Raw genomic sequence first — 20,588 nt, 5'->3', positions numbered from 1 at the left:
GAATATAGCCTTATTTTAGCATTATTTTGTGTAGAGTGCTAATAGTGCTAATTTAGAACTTCAGGATGCTGTTGCAGATATTCTCGAGTAGCGGTTTTGTCTTTGTCCAATTGGTCAATCAGGTCTTCTGGCGTCTGAAATTTAATTTCACTTCTGAGATAGGAAAGCCAGTTCACATTAACCACTTCACCATAAATGTTGCGGTTAAAATCCATTAAATTGATTTCAACAGTCATTGGGTGGACGTCAGAGAAAGTCACATTTCTCCCGATCGATGCCATTCCCAGATATTTTTTGTCTGCAATTTGAACGGTTACGACATAAATGCCAACCGCCGGCAGCCACTGGTACTCCGAGTGCTCAACGTTCGCAGTTGGATAGCCTAGCAGGCGGCCACGTTCTTCACCATGGACAATGACCCCCCGCGTTTGAAATGGTCGTCCTAACAAGTCGGTGACACTATCAACATCGCCAGAATCCAATTCGATTCGAATTCGAGTTGAACTCACCTTTTTGTCATTAATGTCTACCGAAGAAACCGTGATAACGTCAAACGCGCCCTTGGCATATTTCGGAAAGTTGGCCATTGTGGCAACTTTTTTATCGCCATACGTGTGATCAAAGCCGGCAACGACTGCCACAGCATTGAACCGCTTAAGGAAGTTCTTAATAAATTCGTCAGGTGTCTGGCTTTGGAAGTCATAAGAATAGTTGACTAAGAAGACTTGGTCAACACCAAAATCGCTTAGTAACTGCATCTTATAATCATTCAAAGTTAAGTATCGCTGTTCATGAGGTGACATCTTTCGGTAGACGATGGCCGGATGATGATCATATGTTAAAACGGCCAATTTAGCACCGCGCTTTTCGGCTTCGTCCTTTGCCCGCTGTAAAACTGTTTGGTGACCCTTATGAAAGCCATCAAAAAATCCCATTGCAACAACTGTTGGTCCTTCAACCTTAAAGTCGTCTGGCAATGGATAGTGTAATCTCGAAATTTTCATTGTTAGCAACCCACCTTCATTAAGCTAAAAACATTCTAAACGGTCTGTATTGACCGACTGTTTCATCAAATTTATATAACGCTTTAACCTGCTGCTGGTAATCAAGTCTGACAACCGGTGCCTTTTCCGGACAAATCGATTGATCTAAGAAACCACCGTGAGAAACGATTCCCCAGCGACTGTCATCCAATTGATAAATTGGGTAATCAGCAAGGGCTTCAGCTAATGGATGAAGGACCGCCTGGACGTTTTGATCATCAACGGCGGCTTTAACCTCTGCTAAAGTAGACGTCTGAGAAATATCAAAGCCCCCACTTTTGATCCGAGTTAAGTCAGACATCACTGATGGCAGACCAACTTGTTTACCAAAATCAACCGCCAAAGTCCTCACATAGGTCCCTTTAGAGCAGCCAACTTCAAAATAAATTGTCTGGGTTTTCGCTGTGGCATCATAAGTCGATGGTTTGATTTGTTTGAAATGATCAATGTGAATTGGCCGTGGCTCGCGTTCAATTGTAATTCCCTTTCGTGCATACTCATACAATTTATGCCCGTTGACCTTCACCGCTGAATACATTGGCGGTGTCTGCATAATATCGCCGGTAAGCTTGGCCAACGCTGCGTTGATCTGGTCGTTGGCCAATGGTGTTGTCACCGGAACCTGTTCGATTAAATTGCCATCCAAATCCTCACTATCATAGGCAACGCCAAGTGTAATAGCACCCCGATAAATTTTGCCGGATTGCATTAATATTTCGCTAATTTTGGTAGCCTGCCCAATACAAATTGGCAAGACGCCGTCCACATTAGGGTCCAAGGTGCCCGTGTGGCCCACTTTTTTGGTGTGCAAAATCTTTCTTAGTTTGCTGATACAATCGTGACTGGTCATGCCACGCTCTTTATATAATGCGATTACGCCATCCATTCGAATTCTCCTATTTTTTTCATGTAAGAAAATTATATCACAAAAAACTGCCCAGCCATTTAGGCGTGGGCAGTTGAGATGATTATTCACCATCTTGATTTAATTTATTAATTAAGCGGTCAATCTTGTCACCATACTGAACCGAGGTGTCCAGCTCAAACTTGATCTCAGGCGTTTTGTAAATGCTTAAACGATGACCAAGTTCGCCGCGGATTAATCCGGTCGCCTTATCCAATCCCTTAGCAGTTGTATCTTCGTCTTCTTTTTTATCAGACAAAATACTGTAGTAAATTGTGGCTTGCTGAAGATCTCCGGTCACTTCAACACCTGTTAACGTAACGCCCTGAACGCGAGGATCACGGACACGTTTTAACAGAATGTCATTGACTTCTTTTTGAATTTCTTGTTCCAATCGGCCAACCCGATAATGAGCCATAGAAACACCTCCAAATTACTTGACAGGCACTTGTTTCATAACGTATGCCTCAATCACATCGCCGACCTTGATATCGTTATAGTCTTTGATGGTCAAGCCTAATTCAAATCCTTGTTTAACTTCGTTGACGTCATCTTTGAAGCGTTTCAAACTGTTCAGTTCGCCGGTGTAAACAACCACACCATCGCGGATCAAACGAACTTTACTATTCTTCTCAACGACACCATCGACAACCATTCCACCAGCGATGGTTCCAACCTTAGAGGCCTTGAAGATATCACGAACTTCAACTTCACCGGTTACTTCTTCGGTATATGTTGGCGCAAGCATTCCCTTCATAGCTGATTCAACTTCATCAATTGCATTATAAATAACTTGATGAAGACGAATATCAACATGGTCACTGTCAGCTTGAGACTTAGCTTGTGGTGTTGGTCGAACGTTGAAACCAATGATGATTGCGTTACTTGCTTCAGCTAAGGCAACATCACTTTCATTGATGGCACCAACGCCAGAATGAATAATATTAACCTTGACACCTTCGACTTCAATCTTTTGCAGACTGTTAGCCAAAGCTTCAACTGAACCTTGAACGTCAGCCTTGATAACAATGTCAACTTCCTTCATTTCGCCTTCTTTAAGCGAATCAAACAAGCTGTCCAATGTTACTCGAGTAGTCTTACGACGTTCTTCAACTTGGGCTTCTTTGGCACGTTCCTCACCAACAGACCGCGCTGTCTTCTCATCGTCGAAGACAACGTAACGGTCACCGGCTTCTGGAACCTCGTTCAAGCCAGTAATGGAAACAGGACTTGATGGCGTCGCTTTCTTAACTTCACGACCACGTTCGTTGGTCATTGTCCGCACTCGACCAAATGTATGACCAGCAACGATTGGATCACCAACGTGAAGTGTTCCTTGTTGAACCAGCAAAGTGGCAACAGGGCCCTTTCCTTGATCCAAACGGGCTTCAATAACGGAACCAGCAGCTGGTTGATCTGGATCAGCCTTTAATTCCATCACTTCAGCTTCCAAGATAATCATATCAAGTAATTCATCGATATTCTTGCCAAATTTAGCAGAAATATTAACGAAGATCGTATCACCACCGAGTTTTTCAGGAACCAAACCGTATTGCATTAATTGATCGGTAACGTGTTGTGGATTTGCATCCGGCTTATCGATCTTGTTAATGGCAACAATGATTGGTGTCTTGGCAGCCTTGGCATGGTTAATCGCTTCAATGGTCTGAGGCATAACCCCATCATCAGCAGCAACCACCAAAATAGTGATATCAGTGATGTTGGCACCACGCGCACGCATTTCAGTAAAGGCCGCATGTCCTGGGGTATCCAAGAAGGTAATCTGGTTGTCCCCATGACGAACTTGATAAGCACCGATTGCTTGAGTGATTCCACCAGCTTCACCGGCTGTAATGTGTGAATGTCTCAAGTGATCCAGCAAGGTTGTTTTACCATGGTCAACGTGTCCCATGATTGTAACAACGGGAGGACGAGAAACCAAATGATCGGTATTCTTCATTTCCTTCTCAAAGATCTTATCCAAATCTGATAAGTCTTCGTGGACCTTTTCTTTAGCTTCAATACCGTAATCAGCAGCTAAAATTTCAATTGTATCCTTATCAAGTGATTGGTTTTGGTTAACCATCACGCCTAACATGAATAACTTCTTAACAATTTCAGCAGGCTCTCTATGCAATAACTTACCCAATTCTTGGGCATTCATGCCGTCTTGATATTCAAGAACCTTTGGTAACGGCCGACTCTTACGTTCTGGCGCACCATGATGTTCAACTTCACGCAAACGTTGATTCTTTTGCTTACGCTGTTTCTTGTTCCGCTTCTTGTTGGCTTTTCGTGAGCCACCACGATTATTATTTCGGTTCAAACTGCCACCAAAACGACCGCTGCCAGTGTTGTGGTTTGAGAAGTTATTGGTGTGGTTTGAAGAATTATTCGAACTGCTACGATTACTTGACGTTGTATTGCTGCCGTTTGAATGGCTGGCTGCTGGACGAGAAGTGGCATTGTTCGAATGATTATTATTCCGATGCTCATTATTTGAACTGTTATGATTGTTGTTCGAATTTGATGAGTGGTTATTATTGTTTGAATGATTGTTGTTCGAATGATTCCGCTGATCAGTTGTGTTATTGCTGTGAGTGGAATTTGAACGGTTGGAACTATTGTGGTTAGAATTGCCGTGGTTTACCGAATGGTTTGCCTGATTGGTATTCCGACTTACTGAATGACCACTGTTATTGTTATTTGTGTGTGCAGCGGGCCGACTTTGTGCGTGGGCTGCTGTGTGGTGTTCTGCAGGTTTCGAACTAGTCGAATGGGCAGCATTTTGATGGCTTGGTTTAGCCGCCGTATGCTGGCCGCTACCAGCTGGTTTGCTGGTATGACTGGCAGGTTTACTGCCACCCTTACTAAACATTGCTCTAATTTGGCGCTCTTGATTAGCGTCAACTGTTGACATGTGATTTTTGATATCGAAGCCTTGTTTGTTACCACGGTCAACGATTTGCTTACTGGAGACATTTAGTTCTTTAGCTAATTCGTAAATTCGCTTTTTCCCCATATAATCACTCTCCTTTATTATTATCGGTTAATTCAACCAATTTTTTGGCCATACCCCGATCAGAAATTCCAATGATGGTTCGTTTCATTCCAATTGCATCACTTAGCACTGCTTTAGTGTAACTGGTATTCACGGGTATATGATAGTAATTCGACTTATCATTAAATTTCTTTTGGGTTGCTTTGCCAGTATCAGTCGCAATAAACAAGAAGAAAATCTTGCCGCTGCGAATTTGGGACAATAACATATCTTGACCGGAAACAATTTTGCTTGCTCTGCGGGCCAATCCCAAGAAATTAAGTATTGCTTGATTATTGTCCATCTTCGAACAACTCTTTTCGGGCTTGCTTATGATCAACATAGGCAATGAGGTCGTCATAAAAGTTGTCATCCAAAGTGGTTGAAAATACTTTTTCAAATGTGTGGGCAGCTTTGGCTTTCTTGGCAATTTCAACGTTAATCGAAATGTACGCGCCACGCCCTGATTTTTTCCCGGTTTCATCGATTGAAACATGGCCGTCTGAATCGCGGACGATTCTGACTAATTCTTTCTTTGGAGCCATTTCGCCAGTAACGATATCTTTACGCATTGGAATTTTTCTTTTTTTCAAAAAATTACCTCCTAAAAATTAGTCGTTAGTGCTGTCGTCCGAATCATCAGGGTTGGGATTAACAGCAGATTCATCTTGTGCAGATTCATCGACATCCGTTGAGTCATCTGGCTGATCAGCTTGATCAGTGCCTTCGTCAGAATCAGTGGCCGGATCGTCTGAAGCCGCTTCTTTATTCGCAAAGAATTCCTTTGCTTCGGTTTCAGATTTAATATCAATCTTAAAACCAGTTAACTTCGCAGCTAAACGGGCATTTTGGCCCTTCTTACCAATTGCCAATGACAGTTGATAATCAGGAACGATTACCGTGCAGGCACGTTCGTTGTCATCATCAAAAATGACATCAATCACTTCTGCAGGGTTAAGTGAGTTGGCAATGTATGATGCATCGTCTTCGTCCCACTCAACGATATCCATATTTTCACCATGAAGTTCGTTCACGATGGTCTGAACCCGCTGACCTCTTGGGCCGACGGCTGTTCCGACGGGATCGATGTCCGAGTTGTTCGAACGAACAGCAACTTTGGCACGATCACCGGCTTCTCTGGCGATTGAAACAATCTCCACAGTACCATCATAAATCTCTGGAACTTCTTGTTCAAATAATCGTTTGAGCATCCCTGTCGCTGTTCGGCTCACAAAGACTTGCGGGCCTTTAGTGGCATTCTCAACTTTGGTGACATAAACCTTGATTCTGTCCTGTGGACGATAAACTTCATTAGGCATCTGGTCTTTTGAACCCATTACGGCCTCAACCTTACCCAGATTAACGTAAACAAACCGGGTATCTTGACGCTCAACGGTTCCAGTTACCAATTCATCCTCATATTTGGAGAATTCGTCAAAAACATTTTCCCGTTCAGCTTCTCGAACTCGCTGCATAATCACCTGTTTAGCGGTTTGCGCAGCAATTCGGCCAAAGTTCTTTGGGGTGACTTCAAACTTAATTTCATCCCCAAGCTCATAGCCTTTGTTAATTTCAAGTGCCTGGTCGAGAGATACCTGAAGTTGGTCGTCTGTGACATCATCCACAACCGTCTTAACGGAGTAGACATGCATTTCACCCTTTTTATCATCGAATGAAACTTCAACGTTTTGAGCTTGGCCGTAGTTTCGCTTGTAAGCAGAAACTAAAGCAGCTTCCAAGGCCTCAATGACAACCTCTTTTTTGATGCCTTTTTCTTCTTCAAGAGCAGAAAGCGCTCCTAAAAGTTCTTTACTCATTATTGTGTCTCCTTTAACTAAAATTGAATTGCGAGCCGCGACTTGGCAACTAAATTCCGCGGTATTTCAAGTGTATCCTGCTTGCCCCACTTTGAATTTTGAAGGACCATCACATCGTCATCAAGTGACTTAAGGGTTCCTTCAAACGTCTTGTTACCGTTTAAATTCTTGTAGAGTGAAACATGAATGTACTCACCAATTGCCTGCTTGAGCTCCTCATCATTACGAAGTGGTCGCTCAGCTCCTGGAGATGAAACTTCCAAGAAATAGGCTTGGGGAATCGGGTCAGGATCCATTGCATCCAATTTTTCACTTAACTCATCGCTGACCAGAACACAATCATCGATGGTAATGCCGCCTTTTTTATCAATATAAACCCGTAGGTACCAGCTTTTGTTTTCTTTTACAAACTCAACATCGAATAAGTAAAAAGAATGGTTTTCAAGAATTGGTTCAACAACTTGCTTGACCGTTTCAACAACATTGCTCAAAGATAGGCCTCCTAAAATTATCCATTAAAAAGAGCGAGCATCTCTGCTCACTCCCTTACAAGTTATTTAGTAAATTAACTATAACATAATGCTTGATTCATTACAAGGCCGGCACACTGTACCCGCTCATCTTGATTAATTTGTAATTAATTCTACATCATGTCAAACAAACTGAGTTGGTTTTCATCAGGTAAGCCTGCCAAGACATTGTTCTCTGTCATAAAATCGATCAACGTCTTAGAAACCTTACCACGTTTAGCTAAATCCTCTTTAGAGATGAACGGTTTGTCTTCACGAGCAGCAACAATTTGCTTTGCCACGTTCAAACCCAATCCAGGGACTGAGTTAAATGGGGCAATCAAAGTGTCGCCATCGATTAACCACTGACTCGCATCGGATTTGTCCAAATCAACCATCTGGAAATTGTAGCCCCGTTCAAGCATCTCGTTGGCCAGTTCCAAAACCGTCAGCAAGTTTTTCTCCTTGGTAGAAGCTTCCATTCCCTTATCGTTGATCATCCGCATCGCATTCTTAACTGCTTCTTTGCCGCGGCACATTGAGACAATATCAAAATCATCGGCCCGCACTGAGAAGTAAGAAGCGTAGTAAACCATCGGGAAATAAACTTTGAAATAAGCGATTCTTAACGCCATCAAGATATAGGCTGCCGCATGGGCACGAGGAAACATGTACTTAATCTTCAGACAGGATTGAATGTACCAATCGGGAATCTTGGCCTTCTTCATTTCAGCTTGCCAATCATCTGGAATTCCCCGACCATGACGAACACTTTCCATAATCTGGAAGGACAGTTCGGGGTCAAGGCCCCAGTTGATTAAGTCGGTCATAATGTTATCACGACATCCAATCACGTTAGCAATCGTCGCTGTCCCATTCTTAATCAACTCATCAGCATTGCCCATCCACACGTCAGTTCCGTGTGACAATCCAGAAATCTGAAGCAATTCTGAATAATTGCTTGGATGGGTTTGCTCAAGCATCCCACGAACAAATCGCGTTCCGAATTCAGGCACACCCAAGGTTCCAGTTTTGGATTGAATTTGATCTTCTGTCACGCCTAAAATCTTTGGGCTTGAGAAGATCGACATCACACCCGGATCGTCCATTGGAATGGTCTTAGGGTTAATCCCAGACAAATCTTGGAGCATTCGGATCATGGTTGGATCATCATGGCCCAGAATATCGATTTTCAAAATATTATCATGAATCGAATGGAAATCAAAATGAGTTGTTTGCCAAGCAGCGTCTTGATCATCAGCTGGATATTGGATCGGTGTGAAATCATAAATATCCATATAATCGGGAACAACAATGATTCCAGCAGGATGTTGGCCGGTGGTTCGTTTAACCCCGGTCGCTCCCTTTGCCAGCCGATCTTCTTCAGCTTGGCGGTAGACTTCACCTTTATCCCGTTCAAAGGCCTTTACGTACCCATATGCGGTCTTGTCAGCGACTGTACCAATGGTTCCAGCCCGGAAGACATTCTTTTCACCAAACAGTACCTTGGTGTAATTATGGGCGATTGGCTGATAATCACCAGAGAAGTTCAAATCAATATCAGGAACTTTGTTTCCGGTAAAGCCCAAGAAAGTTTCGAACGGAATGTTGTGCCCGTCACCAATCATTTTTGTGCCACATTCAGGACATTTCTTATGAGGCAAATCATAGCCGGAACTATACTCACCTTTAGTAAAGAATTCTGTATGCTGACAATTTGGGCAACGATAATGCGGCGGCAGTGGATTGACTTCAGTAATTCCGGTCAAAGTTGCCACCAAACTGGAACCAACGGAACCACGGGACCCTACCAAATACCCATCTTTGTTACTTTTGGCAACCAGTCGTTGGGCAATCAAATAAATGACGGAGAATCCGTTACCAATGATACTCTTCAACTCTTTATCCAAACGATCGGAAACGATCTTTGGTAATGGATCACCATACCACGCGTGGGCAGTATTCATCGTCCGGGTCTTGATTTCATCTTCAGCACCCTCCATTCTGGGCGTGTACAACTTGTCCTTCAGAGGATGAACATCTTCGATTTCATCAGCAATTTTATTAGTGTTGGTCACCACAATTTCTTCAGCTTTGTCTTTACCCAAAAATTCAAAATCACCCAGCATTTCATCCGTTGTTAGGAAATGCAGATCTGGCAATTCTTGGCGATTCAATGGGTTGGCGCCGCCTTGAGAATTGATTAAAATTTTGCGATAAATATAGTCTTGTGGATTCAGGTAATGAACATCACCAGTGGCAGCCACCGGCTTCTTGAGTTCATCGCCAAGTTTAACCATATTGGTTAGGATCTGTTCGAGATTGCTATCATCTGCAATGAGCCCGGATTCAATCAGAGGCGCATAGGCGCGCTTAGGCTGAACTTCCAGATAATCATAAAAGCCGGCTTTTTGGCGGGCTTCATCCATACCCTTCTGCATCATCGCCGTAAAGACTTCACCTGATGAACAGGCTGAGCCGACAATAATACCGTCACGATATTTTTCCAATTGCGTCCGTGGAACTCGCGGAACTCGATAGAAATAGTTCACGTTTGAAAGTGACACAATTTTGAACATATTCTTCAAACCAGCCTGAGTCTTAGCCAGTAAAATGGCATGGGATGGGCGGGCATGACGGTAAGCATCATTGTCAGTCATATGATCATTAAGCTCATCATGATAGACAATTCCATATCGATCTTCAGCATCTTTTAAGAAAAGATAATTCAAATGACCAGTTGTTTCAGCATCATAAATGGCGCGATGGTGATGTTCCAAGCTAACGTCAAACTTCTTGGCCAATGTGTTTAATCGATAACCACGCAGATTAGGATACAGGAATCGGGCCAAAGTCAGCGTGTCGATGATTGGATTTTCCATTTCGTGCATGCCATGACGAACATAACCTGTGTTCATAAAGCCCATATCAAATGTCACGTTATGACCAACGACAATTGCGTCCCCACAAAATTCGCGGAACAGTTTGAAGACTTCTTCTTCAGATTTCGAGCCATGAACCATTTCATCGGTAATGGAGGTTAAATTCGTGGTCCTGTCTGATAAGTGAAAACCCGGATCAATAAACTCTTCAAATTGATCAATCACGTTACTATTCTGCATTTTAACCGCAGAAAGTTCGATCACCCTATCATAAATAGCGGACAACCCAGTTGTTTCAGTATCGAACACGACGTAGGTTGCGTCTTTTAATGGCATATGCTTATCGTTATACGTAATGGGAACACCGTCATCAACCAGATTAATTTCAACACCATAGAGCATCTTAATGTCATTTTTTTGACCGGCGTGAAAAGCATCAGGAAATCCTTGAACGCCGGCGTGGTCGGTAATTGCCAGTGCCTTTTGGCCAAATTTTTTAGCCTGTTTGGCAAAATCGGCAATGTTATTGGTTGCGTCCATCTGGCTCATGGTTGTATGAAGATGCAGCTCAACCCGTTTCTTATCGTCAGGTGCAGTGTCTTTTCGGCTAACCGTTTTAATTGGATTAATGTCATAAGCGTTCAAAGTAAGTTCGTGAGAATAATTATCCTCTTGGACACTCCCCCGAACTTTCACCCAGTCGCCTTCGTTAATGCCATCAAACAAGGCTTCTTCACCCTTATTTGAAAACTTTTTAACCTGAATGGATGATGTATAGTCGGTAATTTTTAGCATGAGAAGCTGACGGCCAGAACGCAAAGAACGAATTTCTTTATCAAAAACGTAGCCAGAAACCACCACCGAACGCTCTTCTTCAACAATCTCTTCCATTTTCATAACTGGCAAATCATCCTTGATCCGTCGACCAATTGTTGATTTACCACCCCCGCCACTTTTCTTGGGGTGGGACTTGGCGTTTTCTTGGATTGCTTGGTTTGCTTTTTTGACCAACTGGGCGTTGGCCGCTTCATTTTTCTTTTTGAGTGCTTGAATGTTTTGCTGCGATGAACTTTCATCTACGATCGTATGAATCGTAAAATCAGGGAATCCAGCCCGTTGGAAAGTATCTTCAATCGGTCCCAACGCAGTGTTGGTCATAAAATCCTTTACAATGTCGTTTTCAGCGATAAACTCCACTCGTGAATCCACAATTGATGGATACTTGTCGGCACAGAGTTCCTTCATTAACGGTGACGTGACGCCACTGTGAGGGACGACCCATTGCCAATATTGACGTAGCAATTGCTCCGTGAAGGTATCATTATTAGCCGAAATATTGAGGGAAACATCAGCGATTTCCTTGAATGCAGACTGAAGTCTGGCATTGAAATCGTTAAAAACTTCAAACGGTAAAATCCGGGGTATTGAAATATCGAATTGCCATCTTTGACTTTGTTTATGGACTTCCAGACGGTCAATTTTGGCATCTTTAAAATAAGGCAATTCACTTGCCTGCGTCCACTGAAGCTGTTCGAGCAGCTTTTCAAATAATTGATTTCGATCCAAACTCATCACAGTACCTCTTTTAAAAATAACGTTTTTACAACAACTGGTTGGACACAAAACCCAAGTTTTGGCCCAACCAGTTTAGAAGTGACGAAAACATACGTCTATATTAATTAGTTACGACATAATTAGTCAAGATTCTTCAACGTTTTTTTGATTGTATCGCTTAATTCATCAACGTTAACTTCAACGGTCTCACCATTCTTACGCGTCTTGATTTCCACGATACCGTCTTCGGCTTTTTTACCAATTGTAATTCTCAATGGAATACCCATCAGATCAGAATCAGCAAATTTTACACCTGCACGCTCTTTACGATCATCAACCAGTACTTGGAAACCGTCATCAGTTAATTGATTTTCAATCTTTTCAGCCAAGTCCATTTGAACAGCTTTCTTGGCATTAATTGGAATTACATGAACATCAAATGGCGCAACAGATCTTGGCCAAACTAAACCATTTTCATCCGCATTTTGCTCGGAAATAGCTGACAGCAAACGACTGACACCAATTCCGTATGATCCCATGATGACCGGCACTGCCCGGCCATTTTCATCCAACACATTGGCTTTCAAACTCTTGGAATAACGAGTTCCCAGTTTGAAAATATGGCCAATTTCAATTCCACGAGTAAATTTTAAGGTACCCTTGCCATCAGGGGTTGGCTCACCCTCTTTGACAACGACAAAGTCATCAACATCATCGATGCGGAAATCACGGCCGGAATTAGCATTCACATAGTGATAACCATCTTCATCGGCACCCACAACAGCATTCTTCATATTTGCAACACGTTGGTCGGCAATAATTTTGACATCATTACCCACACCAACGGGGCCGAGTGAACCAAAATCAGCACCTAAGTATTTTTTAGCTTGATCGTCAGTTGCCAAGTCAAGAAAATCGGCGCCCAGGTAGTTCTTCAATTTCACATCATTCACATCGTAATCACCACGAACAAGAACCATAACTGGTTTCTCATCGGCAATGTACAACATTGACTTGATCGTTTGCTTGTCTGAAACTTTCAGAAATTCAGCGACTTCCGCAATGGTCTTAACATTGGGGGTCTCAACCTTCTTTAAAGCTTCTTCAGGCGCATCGGATGGTTTGTCGGTGACTTTTGACTTAGCCATTTCCAGGTTGGCAAAATAGTCGCTTTCATCTGAATAGACGATGGTGTCTTCACCAACTGCAGCCATTGCAGAGAATTCTTTGGAATCTGAACCACCCATTGCGCCGCCGTCGCCAATGATGACTTTATACTTTAAGCCAATTCGATCGAAAATATTTCGGTAAGCCTGTTCCATTGCATTGTAGGTTTTGTCCAAGTCTTCATCGTTGGTCGCAAATGAATATGCATCTTTCATGATGAACTCACGACTTCGGAGTAAACCGTACCGAGGACGGTTTTCGTCACGATACTTATTTTGAATTTGATAGAGGACCAAAGGCAATTGTTTGTAAGATTTGATTGAGTCGCGAATTAACGCGGTAAAGGTTTCCTCATGAGTTGGTCCCAAAATGAAATCAGTCTCATGCCGGTTTTTAAATTTGAATAATTCGGGACCATATGTATCATAACGACCCGATTCTTTCCAGAGATCAGCAGGTAAAATGTCAGGCATCAACATTTCATGCGCCGATGTCTTTTCCATTTCCTGCCTGATAATTGTTTCAATTTTATTCAACACCCGGTAAGCCATTGGTAAATAGGCATACATACCAGCTGAGATTTGGCGAATATAACCACCACGAACCAACATTTGGTGGCTTAAAGCTTCTGCACCCTTAGGGGTTTCTTTTAGTGTCGGAATTAGCATTTGTGACTGTTTCATTTATAAGGTTCTCCTTCAAATTTACTTAATTAATGTAAAAAATATCGTTCAATATCGTTCCAAGTGACCAGGATCATCAGCACCATTAAGAATGCAAAACCAATGAGTGTCACTATCGTTTCGGTCGTCTGAGAAACCGGCTTTCTTCTGATGGCTTCCAAAATATTTAAAATTAATTTGCCACCATCAAGCCCCGGAATTGGAATCAAGTTAATGATCGCCAAGTTAAGGGACAAGAATGCCAAGAAGTTTAAGACGCCGGTAAGCCCCATCTTAGCTGCTTGAGAAGTAGTGGCAAAGATTGCGACCGGCCCACCCAAGTCATTGAGACTAAAGTGACCACTTACCATGCTCCAAAGTGCGCCAAATAGTTGCTTAGCAACAGTCCAAGCCATTGTGAATCCAGAAAGAATTTTAGCCTTAAAACTGGTATCCATTGATTGGGTAATCCCAATAAAACCAGATTTTTGTCCACCAGAAGTTTGCGCTTTTGGCTTCATGGTTAAAATCTTATCTTGACCATTTCGGTTAACTTTAACTGAGATTTTTTTATCGGCTTTTGAGCGAATCTGAACGGTCAAATCTTGCCAGTCGGTAGTCTTGTGACCATCAACTTCAATAATTCGATCACCGGATTTGACCCCAGCAGTTCTGGCAACTGAGTCAGAAGGCATCACGTTAATTTTGTTCGTGTTGGATGCTACACCCCCTTGAACAAACCCTAAGATTGTATAGACCAAGATCGCTAACAACAGGTTATTAAATACACCAGCTACGTTAGTTAACATCCGGTTTGGCAACGATGCCGACTGGAATTGAACATCCCGAGGGGCAATCTGCAGCTCGGTACCATCTTTTTCAATAATTGTGGCGTCATGGTCAACCGGATATGATTTAATCTGGGATTCATCACCATTTTCGTACCCCTTGACGTACAAGTTGTCATCCAGGTTGGTATCAGTCACAGTCAAGGGAATTCCTTGGAACAGTGAGTGTTTGTTACTGGTATTAATGGAGGTTACTACCCCGTTATCATTCAACTGAAGCGTAACTGGAGTTCCTGGTTTTAATTCATCCTCACCATCGTCTGCTTCACCTGCCATTCGGACATAACCGCCCAATGGTAGCAGCCGCAAAGTAAAGGTTGTACTATTTTTTCGATAATAGAAAACTTTTGGTCCCATTCCAACGGAAAATTCTCGGACTAAAATGCCCGAGCGTTTAGCAGTAATATAGTGGCCAAACTCATGAAAGATCACAAGAATACCGAAAACGATTATAAAAACAATAATTGTAGTTATCAAGTGACACTTTCCTCCTAAAAACTAAATGACGGCGAGTAAATGGAGCATTGGCAACACAAACAATAGGCTGTCAAAACGGTCTAAAATCCCACCGTGACCGGGTAAAATTTTGCCTGAATCTTTAACACCGTAATACCGTTTTAATGCTGATTCGATCAAATCACCAAATTGACCAGCTATAGAGAGAATAATCGTGAAAATAAACATTTGCAAGAGTGAGTGGCCGGCAATTGGATAAAACGCCACAAAAATCGTACATAAAATGGTTGCGGCAAGCGAACCACCAATTGATCCTTCCCAGGTTTTATTAGGACTTATTCTTGGTGCCAACTTGTGTTTACCAAACATTCTACCAAAAATGTAGGCACCACTATCGGTTACCCAAACGATAAATAAAGCGTAAAGCAAAACGGTCAAGCCTAATCCTCGAGCTGCGATAAAGTAATGGAACCCCATACCGATGTATAGCATACCTAATGCAATCACACCAGCATCGTCAAATGAGAACAAGTTTCTGCTCAAGACCGTTTGGAGTAGGAGCATCAATACAAACAGGAAGAACACAAAGTTCTGACTGATATGTCCTGGTAAAAAACTGGTCCAAGCATTTGGCAGAATGAGTGAACAGACCCCCAAATAAGCAATGACTGATTCTGGTGAAATCAGTAACTTCTTCTTCATTACCAGAATTTCTGAAATTGCTACAATTCCAAGTGCCAAAGCAGCAATGTCAACCCAGATTCCTCCCATCACAATGATCGGAATAAAGATTAATAAAGCAACTACAGCTGTTATTACACGTTGTCTCAAGATGTTTCTCCCCTATTTGCTAGTTTTAATCCCGCCGAAACGACGGTCACGATGCTGATATTCTAAAATCATTTGTTCAAAAACTGATTTGTCAAAATCAGGCCACAAGACATCTGTAAAAACCAATTCACTATAAGCAATCTGCCAGAGTAAGAAATTGGATATTCGTTCCTCACCACTTGTCCGAATCAATAGATCCGGATCGGCCAATTGACCGAGAAAACTCGTCATCAAATTGTCATCAATTGTCTGATCGGTAATCTTATTTGGATCAAGGATACCAGCTTTGACTTGACGCCCAATTTTTTGAACAGCCATCGTCATATCTAAACGACTGCCATAGTTAAGTGCGAAGTTTAAGATCATTCCAGTACAATCAGCAGTGTCTTTTACAGCATCATTGACGGCTTTTTGGGTCTGAGCGGGCAATTGATCAATTAATCCCATCACCCGAACCTGAACGTTATTTTTGATCAAATCAGGTACAAAGTCATTAAAGAACTTGACTGGTAATCCCATCAAATAACTCACTTCATCATGGGGTCGTTTCCAATTCTCCGTTGAAAATGCGTATAACGTCAAAACCTTCACTCCGATATCACTTGCAACTTTGGTAATTGTTTTGACAGTTTCCATACCACGCTTATGACCGGCAATTCTTGGTAAATGCCGCTTTTGTGCCCAGCGGCCATTGCCATCCATAATGATAGCAACGTGAGCTGGAATATTATCAACGTTCAACTGTTGATTGTCTTGTGTGTTCTTAAACATTGCACGCTCCTTAAAAATGAATTTTGACAGATCATTTAAACCTAAGCAGCGACAAAAATCGTTACCCTGCCAAAATATCGTTAAACACCAAATGGCTGGAACAAAACATAAGTTTTTTCCCAGCCATAAAATGCGATTAAATTTTAATCAGACTCGCCATCGGGACGCTCAACCATTCGCCATTCGCCACGGTTGGCTTCTGCCAAAGTGTTGAAATATTTCAACAGTTTATTGGCATCTTCCGGGCTCTTTTGACCCAACAAGTTTAAACCCTTGCCAGTTGTATATGGTTCAGATAAGTCAGTGATCTCATTGTCATTTTCAATTGTAGCAGTCGAAAATGCAATTACCCAATCGTTCTCAACTAATTGAGAAACGATAAAGAATAAGTTAAAACCATCAGTGACATAAGCAGGCATTGCATACAAACCGTCTTGAACAGGTTGCAAATGTCCGCCATTATAATCAAGAACGCCTAAATTGTCATCAGTAACCGGGGTGTTTAACTTAAAGAGCATCTTGCCAAATTCGTCAGTACCTGGTACCACTGCAATTTCATCGTTATCTGAATTATTATTGTTATTATTGTCTGCCATGATATTGTCCCTCTTTCTAACCGTTCATTACTTCTTGTTCTTTGTCGGATACAATTCCATCGACACCTTTAATAGATTCATCAGTTAATTTTTGAACTTGATCTTCAAAACGATGAAGTTCGTCATCGGTGATATCCTCGCTCTTATTGCTGCGTTTGAGGGTATCCATTGCTTCACGACGGACGTTACGGATAGCAACCTTACTCTTTTCACCAGTTGCTTTAACTTGTTTGGCAATTTCTTTTCGACGGTCCTCAGTCAGCGCCGGAACAGCCAAACGAATGGCAGTCCCATCATTGGCAGGACTGATTCCCAAATCAGCTTCATAGATCCCCTTTTCAATGCCTTCGAGGGCACTTTTATCATAAGGTGTAATCAAAATGACCCGGGCTTCAGGAATCGTAATTGAGGCAATTTGGTTCAAAGGTGTTGGCGCACCGTAATAATCAACCATCACGCCACTAAGCAAACTGGCGTTGGCATGACCGGCGCGAATGCTACCCATGTCATGTTCCAAAACTTCACGGGTATTTTTCATCTTTTCTTTAGCTTCACTTAATACTGATTGTGCATCTGCCATAAATTATTTCTCCTTCACAGTTGTTCCGATATTTTCACCAGTAACGACCTTACGAATGTTACCTGGTTTATTCAAATTGAAGACTACCAATGGAATATGATTATCCATAGATAGTGAACTGGCCGTTGAATCCATCACTTTAAGGCCCTTTTCCAAAATATCCATATATGAAAGTGTATCAAATTTGGTTGCGTCTTTGTGGGTTCGTGGATCGGATGAATAAATCCCATCAACCCCATTTTTAGCCATCAAAATTGCATCGGCGCCAATTTCAGCAGCCCGCAATGCAGCTGTGGTATCCGTTGAGAAGTAAGGATTACCAGTTCCGGCAGCAAAGATAACAACGCGACCTTTTTCAAGATGTCGAACGGCCTTTCGACGAATGTATGGTTCTGCGATTTGACGCATTTCAATTGAGGTTTGCACTCTGGTTGGTACACCTAAATGTTCAAGGTTATCCTGGAGTGCGAGACCATTCATCGTAGTTCCTAACATGCCGATGTAATCAGCCTGCGCGCGTTCCATGCCCATTTCGGCACCTGCTTCACCACGCCACATGTTGCCACCACCGACAACAATACCAATTTGTACACCCAATTTAAAAATATCTTTGATTTCTTGGGCGACGTTTTTAATAACGGGTGGATTGATTCCAAAGCCGCGATCTCCGGCTAATGCTTCTCCACTCAATTTTAAAATAATTCGATTATATTTTACTTTAGACATCCAAGTGCCTCCCATAGTTAATCATTACTACTAATTTTAGCATATTAACGTTGCAATCAACAAGAAAACAAGGATATTCAAGAATTCTTATCAAATATTCTTACCTGGTTCACAGAGATATGTCAGAAAGGGGGTGGGGTAATTCAAAATAAAAAGGGTCAGGACAAAGTTTGCGTTTGTCCTAACCCCTGATATTAATAACCAATGTAATCGTGAAGATGCCTACTTCAATTGATCTCTAACTTCATCCTCAAAGCTCTGAGTCTTCTTTTCGATTCCTTCACCAACTTCGTAACGGACGAATTTGACGATTGAGCCACCCTTTGAGGCAACATACTTGGAAACTGTCACGTCTGGATCTTTAACAAAGTCTTGGTCTTCAAGGCAAATTTCTGCCAAGAACTTGTGCAGACGACCTTCAACCATCTTTTCGACAATCTTCTCAGGCTTGCCTTCGTTCAAAGCTTCTTGAGTCAAAACTTCTTTTTCGTGAGCTAAACGGTCAGCAGGAACCTCTGCCTTATTCAAATACTCAGGATTGGTTGCAGCAACGTGCATTGCAACATCCTTGGCAGTTTCTTCGTCAGCGCCCTTTAATTGAACCAAGGCACCAATCAAGCCACCATTATGCAAGTATGAACCGAATGCTTCGTCATCGTTCTTTTCAAGAATTTCAAAACGACGCAAAGTAACTTTTTCACCAGTAACTTGAGTCGTTTCAATCAAATCATCCTTAACAGTTCCTTTGTCCGTCTTTAATGCCATAGCAGCATCGACGTCGGCTGGTTTGTTGGCGACAATTGCATCGCTGACACGTTTAACAAGTTCCTTAAATGGATCACTTGATGCAACAAAATCAGTTTCTGAGTTGATTTCAACAATCGCTGCAGTATTACCGTTAGTTGCAATCGTTGTCAAACCATTGGCAGCAACCCGGCCGCTCTTCTTTTCAGCTTTGGCAACACCTTTTTCACGTAATACTTCAATTGCCTTGTCAAAATCACCGTCAGTAGCAACCAACGCCTTCTTAGCGTCCATCATACCAACACCAGTCTTTTTACGTAAATCCATTACTTGAGATGCTGAAATTTTTGCCATCTTAGTGGCCTCCCTTTAATTGTGAATAAAAACTGACTCCACACCAAGGCCAAATTGGTCCAAAGCGATAGAGTCAGCCTAAGTGCTAATATTTATTTTTTAGAATCGTTGCTGCCTTCTACGGCGTCTGCAATGTCTTCAATTGAATCTTCTTTTTTGTCCTTCTTGTCGCCATCTTTGCCTTCAAAAGTCTTTTCGTTGACGTCATCTTCACCTTGACGGCCTTCGATAATAGCGTCAGCCATCTTTGAAGTGATTAAACGAACGGCACGAATAGCATCATCGTTTGATGGAATAACAACATCGATTTGATCTGGATCAGTGTTGGTATCAACCATGGCAACGATTGGAATGTTTAACTTCATTGCTTCGTGAACAGCAATTTGCTCTTTACGAGGATCAACGATAAACATAACATCAGGGATCTTAGGCATGTCTTCGATACCACCCAAGAATCTTTCCAATTTCTGTTCCTGCTTGATCAAAAGTGAAACTTCCTTCTTAGGAAGGATGTCGAAAGTACCATCAGTTGACATCTTCTTAAGATCCTTCAAACGCTTAACACGTGATTGAATAGTTTCCCAGTTGGTCAAAGTACCACCAAGCCAACGGTTATTGACGTAGTATTGACCGGCACGAGTTGCTTCTTCAGCAATTGAATCCTGAGCCTGCTTCTTAGTACCAACGAACAGAACAACGGCGCCCTTAGCAGCTTCGTCCTTCATGAAGTTGTAAGCAACATCGATTAACTTAACAGTCTTCTGTAAGTCAATGATGTAAATACCATTACGTTCAGTAAAGATATATTCTTTCATCTTTGGGTTCCAACGACGAGTTTGGTGACCGAAATGTACTCCGGCTTCCAGTAATTGTTTCATAGAAATAACAGCCATGATGTAGCCTCCATATTGTTTTTTTATCCTCCCCAACGATCATCTGCTTTGAGAACCATCCCTGGCAACTCCCATTGCATTACGTTAGGTGTGTATTTAAAACACCTTTAAAAGTATATAAGAAAAGCAGCGGAAGCGCAAGCACAAATACCTGTTTCACATTAAATTCTTGTCAAAATTGTTAAATTTCGATGAATCATGTTAGAATGAT

Annotated in this window: 18 protein-coding genes; all 18 read right to left on the bottom strand. The window is 42.1% G+C overall.

Features of this window, described 5'->3' with window-relative positions:
* Positions 1 to 47: 47 nt before the first annotated feature.
* The 18 genes from ribF to rpsB all read right to left on the bottom strand — a co-directional run bounded on the left by ribF (position 48) and on the right by rpsB (position 20,377).
* Positions 48 to 1,004 (bottom strand): riboflavin biosynthesis protein RibF, encoded by a 957-nt coding sequence (gene ribF / locus FD05_RS08540; protein WP_020280356.1) that lies wholly within the window; start codon positions 1,002 to 1,004, stop codon positions 48 to 50.
* A gap of 19 nt (positions 1,005 to 1,023) precedes the next feature.
* The gene (truB, locus tag FD05_RS08535; RefSeq protein WP_020280357.1) at positions 1,024 to 1,929 is read right to left on the bottom strand and encodes a tRNA pseudouridine(55) synthase TruB; all 906 of its coding nucleotides are present in this window, start codon (positions 1,927 to 1,929) and stop codon (positions 1,024 to 1,026) included.
* 82 nt (positions 1,930 to 2,011) lie between these two features.
* Complete coding sequence (rbfA, locus tag FD05_RS08530; RefSeq protein WP_020280358.1) at positions 2,012 to 2,365, bottom strand: 30S ribosome-binding factor RbfA; 354 nt, start codon at positions 2,363 to 2,365, stop codon at positions 2,012 to 2,014.
* A gap of 15 nt (positions 2,366 to 2,380) precedes the next feature.
* Positions 2,381 to 4,969: a translation initiation factor IF-2 gene (infB, locus tag FD05_RS08525; protein WP_020280359.1), complete on the bottom strand. Its 2,589-nt coding sequence runs from the start codon at positions 4,967 to 4,969 to the stop codon at positions 2,381 to 2,383.
* Between the two features lie 4 nt (positions 4,970 to 4,973).
* Positions 4,974 to 5,291 (bottom strand): L7Ae/L30e/S12e/Gadd45 family ribosomal protein, encoded by a 318-nt coding sequence (locus FD05_RS08520; protein WP_020280360.1) that lies wholly within the window; start codon positions 5,289 to 5,291, stop codon positions 4,974 to 4,976.
* Positions 5,281 to 5,580 carry an RNase P modulator RnpM gene (gene rnpM, locus FD05_RS08515; RefSeq protein ID WP_020280361.1) on the bottom strand — a complete coding sequence of 100 codons (300 nt, stop codon included), beginning with the start codon at positions 5,578 to 5,580 and terminating at the stop codon, positions 5,281 to 5,283. The genes FD05_RS08520 and rnpM overlap by 11 nt, the downstream gene beginning before the upstream one ends.
* A gap of 18 nt (positions 5,581 to 5,598) precedes the next feature.
* The gene (gene nusA / locus FD05_RS08510) at positions 5,599 to 6,804 is read right to left on the bottom strand and encodes a transcription termination factor NusA (protein WP_020280362.1); all 1,206 of its coding nucleotides are present in this window, start codon (positions 6,802 to 6,804) and stop codon (positions 5,599 to 5,601) included.
* A gap of 17 nt (positions 6,805 to 6,821) precedes the next feature.
* Entirely contained in the window at positions 6,822 to 7,295 is a 474-nt protein-coding gene (gene rimP / locus FD05_RS08505) for a ribosome maturation factor RimP (RefSeq protein WP_020280363.1), read from the bottom strand.
* Positions 7,296 to 7,447: 152 nt separating this feature from the next.
* Positions 7,448 to 11,767, bottom strand: coding sequence for a PolC-type DNA polymerase III (locus FD05_RS08500; protein WP_020280364.1), 4,320 nt, complete (start codon positions 11,765 to 11,767; stop codon positions 7,448 to 7,450).
* Positions 11,768 to 11,889: 122 nt separating this feature from the next.
* Entirely contained in the window at positions 11,890 to 13,599 is a 1,710-nt protein-coding gene (locus FD05_RS08495; RefSeq protein ID WP_020280365.1) for a proline--tRNA ligase, read from the bottom strand.
* Between the two features lie 29 nt (positions 13,600 to 13,628).
* Positions 13,629 to 14,903: an RIP metalloprotease RseP gene (gene rseP, locus FD05_RS08490; RefSeq protein ID WP_039932392.1), complete on the bottom strand. Its 1,275-nt coding sequence runs from the start codon at positions 14,901 to 14,903 to the stop codon at positions 13,629 to 13,631.
* Between the two features lie 21 nt (positions 14,904 to 14,924).
* Positions 14,925 to 15,713 carry a phosphatidate cytidylyltransferase gene (locus FD05_RS08485; RefSeq protein WP_039932393.1) on the bottom strand — a complete coding sequence of 263 codons (789 nt, stop codon included), beginning with the start codon at positions 15,711 to 15,713 and terminating at the stop codon, positions 14,925 to 14,927.
* A 12-nt stretch (positions 15,714 to 15,725) separates the two neighbouring features.
* Positions 15,726 to 16,484: an isoprenyl transferase gene (locus FD05_RS08480; protein WP_020280368.1), complete on the bottom strand. Its 759-nt coding sequence runs from the start codon at positions 16,482 to 16,484 to the stop codon at positions 15,726 to 15,728.
* A gap of 143 nt (positions 16,485 to 16,627) precedes the next feature.
* Positions 16,628 to 17,080, bottom strand: a complete 453-nt coding sequence (locus FD05_RS08475; protein WP_020280369.1) for a hypothetical protein — start codon at positions 17,078 to 17,080, stop codon at positions 16,628 to 16,630.
* A 16-nt stretch (positions 17,081 to 17,096) separates the two neighbouring features.
* Positions 17,097 to 17,660, bottom strand: a complete 564-nt coding sequence (gene frr, locus FD05_RS08470) for a ribosome recycling factor (protein WP_020280370.1) — start codon at positions 17,658 to 17,660, stop codon at positions 17,097 to 17,099.
* 3 nt (positions 17,661 to 17,663) lie between these two features.
* Positions 17,664 to 18,386, bottom strand: coding sequence for a UMP kinase (pyrH, locus tag FD05_RS08465; protein WP_020280371.1), 723 nt, complete (start codon positions 18,384 to 18,386; stop codon positions 17,664 to 17,666).
* A 222-nt stretch (positions 18,387 to 18,608) separates the two neighbouring features.
* On the bottom strand, positions 18,609 to 19,484 hold the full coding sequence (gene tsf / locus FD05_RS08460; protein ID WP_020280372.1) for a translation elongation factor Ts: 876 nt from the start codon (positions 19,482 to 19,484) through the stop codon (positions 18,609 to 18,611).
* A gap of 92 nt (positions 19,485 to 19,576) precedes the next feature.
* Positions 19,577 to 20,377: a 30S ribosomal protein S2 gene (gene rpsB / locus FD05_RS08455; protein WP_020280373.1), complete on the bottom strand. Its 801-nt coding sequence runs from the start codon at positions 20,375 to 20,377 to the stop codon at positions 19,577 to 19,579.
* Between the last annotated feature and the right edge of the window lie 211 nt (positions 20,378 to 20,588).

It is taken from the genome of Lentilactobacillus otakiensis DSM 19908 = JCM 15040, from assembly GCF_001434145.1.
Taxonomy (GTDB): domain Bacteria; phylum Bacillota; class Bacilli; order Lactobacillales; family Lactobacillaceae; genus Lentilactobacillus; species Lentilactobacillus otakiensis.
Note: the sequence above shows the minus strand (reverse complement) of the source record. Positions and strands in the feature narration are given on the sequence as shown.